Here is a 5,920-nt window from a genome sequence, read left to right on the forward strand (position 1 = left end):
ACCGTGCCCCGTGTCCGCAGACAGGCGGGCGCCGGCAGGCAGGAGGTATCGGCACAACCAATCTCTGGATTCCCAATCAAGTTGGGAATGACGTGGGCAGTGTGGGAATGACATCACTATAGCATCCGCCTAAGGCGGACAAAAGGCCGGACAGTAGTGAAATTTTATAATGCATAAGAACTTTTAATTTATCAGGTTGTTGATAAAAGGTAAATTTTTATTATGTTAGTTTGTAGTCCGCCTAAGGCGGACAAACTGACACAGTTTGCTTAAAAAGAAGGTCGGCAGGTCACGCTTCACTACGACCTGCCTAAATAGTTGAATACGCCCCTGCGTGTTAATCTAATCCCTCAATCACCGACTTCAATTTCGCAATCATATCCTTGTAATGGCTTCCCTGCCAATAGATACGCCGGCATTTCGGGCATCGCTTGAAACTGTCTTGAGTCTTGATTATATACGGAAACACTTCATCGGTGACATCCTCGCCGGCAACCTCACTGCAAACCTTATTGCATTCCAGACAGCGAGTAAATAATTTGTCTTTGTTTATCTGCAGGTTCAACTGAGTAATTACCGCTTTTAATTGCTTCTCCGGTGAATCGCTTTCGATAAGGAGACGCCGCTCAGATTCGATACGTTCAACCAGATTACTATCTCGCGTGAGAACAATACGACCCTGTTTAAGCATCACCGATAGAAGCTCGGCATCGCCGATAGTTTGCTCAAAATACGTATCATATCCAAGCATCCGCAGGTATCGGGCCAGCTTGCCAAGATTGTCATCGCAGAGGAATTTCATAAAGGTAAGGTAGGGGATGATGATATGTTGGTCAAGGGGCTTGTTGTTTTGATGATAGGGATTGTTTTAATGTGTTGCCAGACAATAGACCCCAAAATGAGTAAATAATCATATATTAAATGCTTAGCCGCTCGATAACAACCTTCTCTATACCAGTCAAATCCTTTAGGGTAGTTGGTGTACGTCCTCGTGCGCCAACCACTTTATTATTCCCCGCTTGAGAATGGTTAAGGGTGTGTTCTTAACACTAAGTGTTCAACATGATTCCGAATAATTTATTTGTAGTTCTACTGCAAAATCATAGTGTTAGATGTTTGGCCGCCCGATAACAACCCTCTCTATACCAGCCAAATCCTTAATCACCTTAATATCAATGTTCTTATGGCAAGTCTTTAAAATAGCCGCAACATCGGATGCCTGACCTATACCGACCTCGAAACATATTATCCCATCCGGTTTGAGATGCTTATTTGATTTTTCAACTATAGCTTTGAAAAATATCAACGGGTCATCGCCGGCTATAAGAGATTCCTTCGGCTCGTAAAGTTTCACCTCCGGCTGAAGCGTTTCAAACTCATCGCTGGCTATATACGGCGGGTTGGATACTATGACATCGTATTCGTTAATCTCATCCCAGAAGCTATCGGTCTGGCAATCGCCTATTCGGAAATCGATTTTATCAGCTGCTCTGTTAAGGCGAGCATTTTCAGATGCCGTATTCAGCGCTGTTTCGGATATATCTATTGCGGTTATCTTTATAGCCTCGATATTAACGGCTAAGGCTATCGCAATATTGCCGGAACCGATGCCTATATCAAGCAAGCGAATTGACTGTTTATCTTTAAGCAAATCGATGAGAGTTTCGACCAGCACTTCGGTTTCCGGACGGGGTATCAGCACGTTTTGATTTACTTTAAGCCGCACATTGTAAAACTCGACCTCGCCTATCAGATATTGCAGGGGGAAATGCTTGCATCTTTTATCGATAAGTTCGTTAAATGTTTTTATAATATCATTACCTACTTTATTATCACTCGCAAGCTGAAGCTCGGATGGCGTTTTATTTAATAGATGCTGAAGGAAAAGCCGTGAAGACAGCTTGGCATCATCGATGCCGGCTTGCGCCAGCCTTTTTGCGCCCTGCCTTAAAAGTTTGGCTATCGTAAGGGACATCGGCTATTCAAAGATACGGAACGGATCTTTGCCGTAGGGACCTTTATCGAAAAGGGCGATACCCGCATCGGTACAACCACCTCTTGGATAGATAAACTGAGGCTGTCCCGCCGCTGTAGTTATCATCGGCGATGCCGGCTGACCGTAAATGCTTCCCGGCAGCCCTACTGCTAAGCCTGCTCCGACAAGAGCCGTTGTTTTAATAAAATCTCTTCGTTTCAAAATATAAACCTGTAATTTAAACCCGCTTGCATGGTAGAGCCATTAAAACGATAGTCTCTATCTTCAACGGATATTGTATTTAATTGATACTTATACAACATATCCAAACCAACCGGTCCGGCAACAGCTATATCCAATCCGATAACGCCGTATATACAGAAACCTTTACCATTGTAGCCGCCTGTTTCCTCCAATGAGCTTAACCCTGTTCCCATAGCGAATACCATATAGTTGGCGCCCGAATCCGTAAGGCAATGATTTATTCGGCATTCCATATAATAGCCGCACAAAACTATATCCGTATCGAAATACCCAAGCGGATTAATATTCTCCTTGAGATACTCAAAGCTTGGTCCAATCGAAAGCAGGTCGGAGAAATAGTATTCGGTGGACACCCTGTATGAAAGATGGTCGTAAATATCATAGCTGCTGTTATTGTTGGTGAATTCTATCTCGCCAATCGGCACATAGGATATGCCTATACGGGTTGTAATCTTCCTGTGATTAATTGATTCCCCGGGTTGTTGGGCATATAAAGCGGATGTTATCATCATTATCGCTATAAAAAATATCCGTATTATCATTCTGCCGATACAAGATTAAAATTGTCGATTTTCATAGCCGGCACATACATCAGAACGCCATACTTGGGAACAAGCCGCCTTTCTTTTGAAAGCATTCTGGCGTTTGAAAAAGCCTCAAGCATCGATTGATTGACACGCATATCGTTTATCGGCGCGGTTATCTTGCCGTTTTCAACTAAAAATGTGCCATCGCGGGTAGTGCCGGTTACAGTCGTCCGCATCGGGTTGACAAAGTTTAGATACCAAAAATGAGTAATGTAAATGCCTCTTTCTGTGGAAGCGATAATCTCATCAAGTGATTTGTCGCCGGATTCTATTACCATCGCCTTGGGATAAGGTCCAAAACTGTTGCCGGGAGCCAATGCATTGCCGGTTGATTCGACATTGCTGAGTTTGGCGTAGTAGCTATTATAGACAACATCCTTTGCTATGCCTTTTTCAACAATGCTGACTTTTTTACGCGGAATACCCTCATAATCGAAGCTCATATATTTCATAACCGGGTGAAATGGGTCTTCAGTGATAGTGATATTTTCAGCCATAATTTGAGTGTTAATTTTATTAGCCATGAAGCTCCGGTGAGTAAATAAACCCTTGCCGCCGAAACCGAGAAAGCCAAGGAATAACAGAAAATCAGCGACAGCTTCCGGTTCTAGGATTACCGTGTAAGCTCCCGGTTCAAGGCTTACAGGCTGAGAAAATCTGCTGGCTTTGGCTGCTGCTCGATGGGCTACTTCAGCAAAATCAATCTGGTCCACATTTCTAGAATATGCCTGGCTAAATCCTGCTCGGCCCGCCTTATCGCTTAGCGTAACCGACAACTTGGCTTCGGTAACTTTACCCTTTTGTCTAACGCCAAGGCTATTGGCTACAGTCAGCTCGGTCTGAGAGGTTTGAAACATCCCGCTTGTTTGCAGATTGTCATTGCCTGCTATGTCTGCAATAGTCTTAACCGCCTGCGCTCTCGATATCGGCGAATAATTTGCGGTTGATTTATAAAATCCTTCGGTTTTAGGCGCTTTTTTTGGGCTGGGAAACGACTCAAATTGCGGGTCGTCATGCTGCTGAGAACAAATCTCAATTGCTGTATTTATAAGGCTATCAACGTTTTCCTCAGATAGATTGTTAGTTGTAGCGATGCCGATTTTCTTACCCATAGCTGCCCGGCACCAAATTGTATGGTCGGTGCGGCCAATATTTTGATGGATTAGGCTTTCGGCGAAACGAGTAAGATAGAATTCCTCTTTTTCGCAAACAAACTCTAACTGGTCAGCGCGGGGTTTTTTCAGGCTTTTATCAAATATATCAAGTATTTTAGACATTATACACCAACCTTTACATTTCTAAATCTCGCCGGCGAGGCGCCCTGGCCAACTCTGCCATTCTGCGCCGGTTGACCTTTACCGCAATTGGGAGTACCCCATAAATGCCATAATGATTTATCACCTATGCCATCGCATGAATTCCAGAATTTGACTGTGCTGCCGGCATAGGTTGGTTTTTTTATAATCTTGCCCAGTTTGCCGCCTTTAATCTCTCTGCCAATTTCACAGCCAAACTGAAAATTTTCGCGAGTATCATCTATCGACCATGAGGAAGTTGTCTGCATGTAGATGCCATCATCGATACCGGATATGAGGTCATCAAGGCTCTGATTGCCCGGTTGAAGGTTGGTATTGGTCATTCTGACTATCGGTACATTGCCCCAGCCATCCGCTCTCATTGCGCCGGTAGAACTTTTACCGACTCTGGCAGCGGTTTCCCGTGATGAGAGATAATTAAGTAATATGCCATCCTTTATTAGATATTCTTTGTGAGCTTTCACTCCATCATCATCAAAACCAAAAGTACCAAGCCCGAATGGCAAAGTTGGGTCGGCAGTAACATTAATAATATCAGCCCCATATTTAAGCTTGTTGAGATTTTCGGGCGTGGCAAAACTCGAACCTGAGAAATTGCGTTCGCCGCCGAATACGCGGTCGAGTTCCAACGCATGCCCTATGGATTCATGAATCACTAACGACATATGCGAGCTGTCGAGCACAATATCGCATGTTTTCTGCGGGCAGGGTTCGGCATTTAGAACCATCACTGCCTCTTCGCAGATTATCGGTATATTGTTTGTAAAATCAGTTTGCCCTAAAAGCTCGTAGCCGCGATTCTCAAATTTGCCTTCATTAGCCGGCCAGCTTCTGGAGGCTCTATCGCGGTGAGACCTCATCGCCGTTACCTGAACTCCGGCTCCGCTTTGAAATATCTCCTGATGAATAATCGAACCCTCCGAACTGAGGAAATGCTTGTTGATTCTGCGAAAATCTAAAAAGCCATAGCGGGATGTTATATCGCTGTTCTTGGCCATTAGCTGGTCGAGGTAGAGCAAGAATTCCAATTTTTCATTAAGAGATATGCTAAATGGGTTAATCTTGATAGGGGTAATATAGTTTTCTTCATAAACGCTATTAGGAGCCAGTTTGACCGGTATTTTCTGAAGTAATGCTGATGCTTTGGCAATTTCGACAGCTCTTTGGGCGGTTTCGCTTATCTCTTGCTTATTAATATCCGCCGAACCGCAGAAACCCCAGGCGCCGTCAGCTATTACCCGTATACCAAACCCCTGGTCGATACTATGGCTAACTTCCGGAGCGCCGTTAGCATACGAAAGAGATTCCGACTCGGTTTGAACTAAGCGGAAATCGGCATAAGCTGCGCCTGCTTTCAAGGCTTTTTCGATTGCGAGTTGACCTGTTTTTTTAGGATCTTTCATGATTACCATAAATCCTGATTATTAAAATTAGAGCATTTAACAGGGAGCCTACTAATATATCCATATGGAACGGCAAGATTCCCTGACTTATTATCTTATTTAGTATTTATATTATATTAGATAATCAGGCAACCTATTTTTTTTTATAGTTCATTTTTATGTATGCGTCAGGATAGATGTAAAAAGAAGGCGTATGCAATACGCCCCTACGCGCTGACGTTTATAATATTAAGCAAAGTAGGTCAAAACCCTCCTTGTGGTTTTGACTATGATTATATGCATCAGATGAAGATGTCGGGTTTTTCCCTCCGGTCAGAACCCGACCTGCTATGTACAATGTCAAACCTTTTCTCAAATTTTTACTTATTTTAACAT

General features: G+C 43.5%; 6 protein-coding genes. All 6 read right to left on the reverse strand.

The annotated features are described in order from the left end of the window. Nucleotides 1–337: 337 nt before the first annotated feature. The 6 genes from J7K40_13100 to J7K40_13125 all read right to left on the reverse strand — a co-directional run bounded on the left by J7K40_13100 (nt 338) and on the right by J7K40_13125 (nt 5,545). Complete coding sequence (locus J7K40_13100; protein ID MCD6163330.1) at nt 338–802, reverse strand: Mut7-C RNAse domain-containing protein; 465 nt, start codon at nt 800–802, stop codon at nt 338–340. A 306-nt stretch (nt 803–1,108) separates the two neighbouring features. Further along, entirely contained in the window at nt 1,109–1,975 is an 867-nt protein-coding gene (prmC, locus tag J7K40_13105; protein ID MCD6163331.1) for a peptide chain release factor N(5)-glutamine methyltransferase, read from the reverse strand. A gap of 3 nt (nt 1,976–1,978) precedes the next feature. Next, a complete protein-coding gene (locus J7K40_13110; protein ID MCD6163332.1) occupies nt 1,979–2,197 on the reverse strand; it encodes a twin-arginine translocation signal domain-containing protein in 219 nt (72 codons plus the stop codon). Beyond that, nucleotides 2,194–2,781, reverse strand: coding sequence for a hypothetical protein (locus tag J7K40_13115; protein ID MCD6163333.1), 588 nt, complete (start codon nt 2,779–2,781; stop codon nt 2,194–2,196). Before J7K40_13115 ends, J7K40_13110 begins: the two co-directional genes overlap by 4 nt. Further along, nucleotides 2,778–4,103 (reverse strand): TldD/PmbA family protein, encoded by a 1,326-nt coding sequence (locus J7K40_13120; protein ID MCD6163334.1) that lies wholly within the window; start codon nt 4,101–4,103, stop codon nt 2,778–2,780. Before J7K40_13120 ends, J7K40_13115 begins: the two co-directional genes overlap by 4 nt. Further along, nucleotides 4,103–5,545: a TldD/PmbA family protein gene (locus J7K40_13125; protein MCD6163335.1), complete on the reverse strand. Its 1,443-nt coding sequence runs from the start codon at nt 5,543–5,545 to the stop codon at nt 4,103–4,105. Before J7K40_13125 ends, J7K40_13120 begins: the two co-directional genes overlap by 1 nt. Between the last annotated feature and the right edge of the window lie 375 nt (nt 5,546–5,920).

This window comes from Candidatus Zixiibacteriota bacterium (genome assembly GCA_021159005.1).
Taxonomy (GTDB): Bacteria; Zixibacteria; MSB-5A5; order UBA10806; family 4484-95; genus JAGGSN01.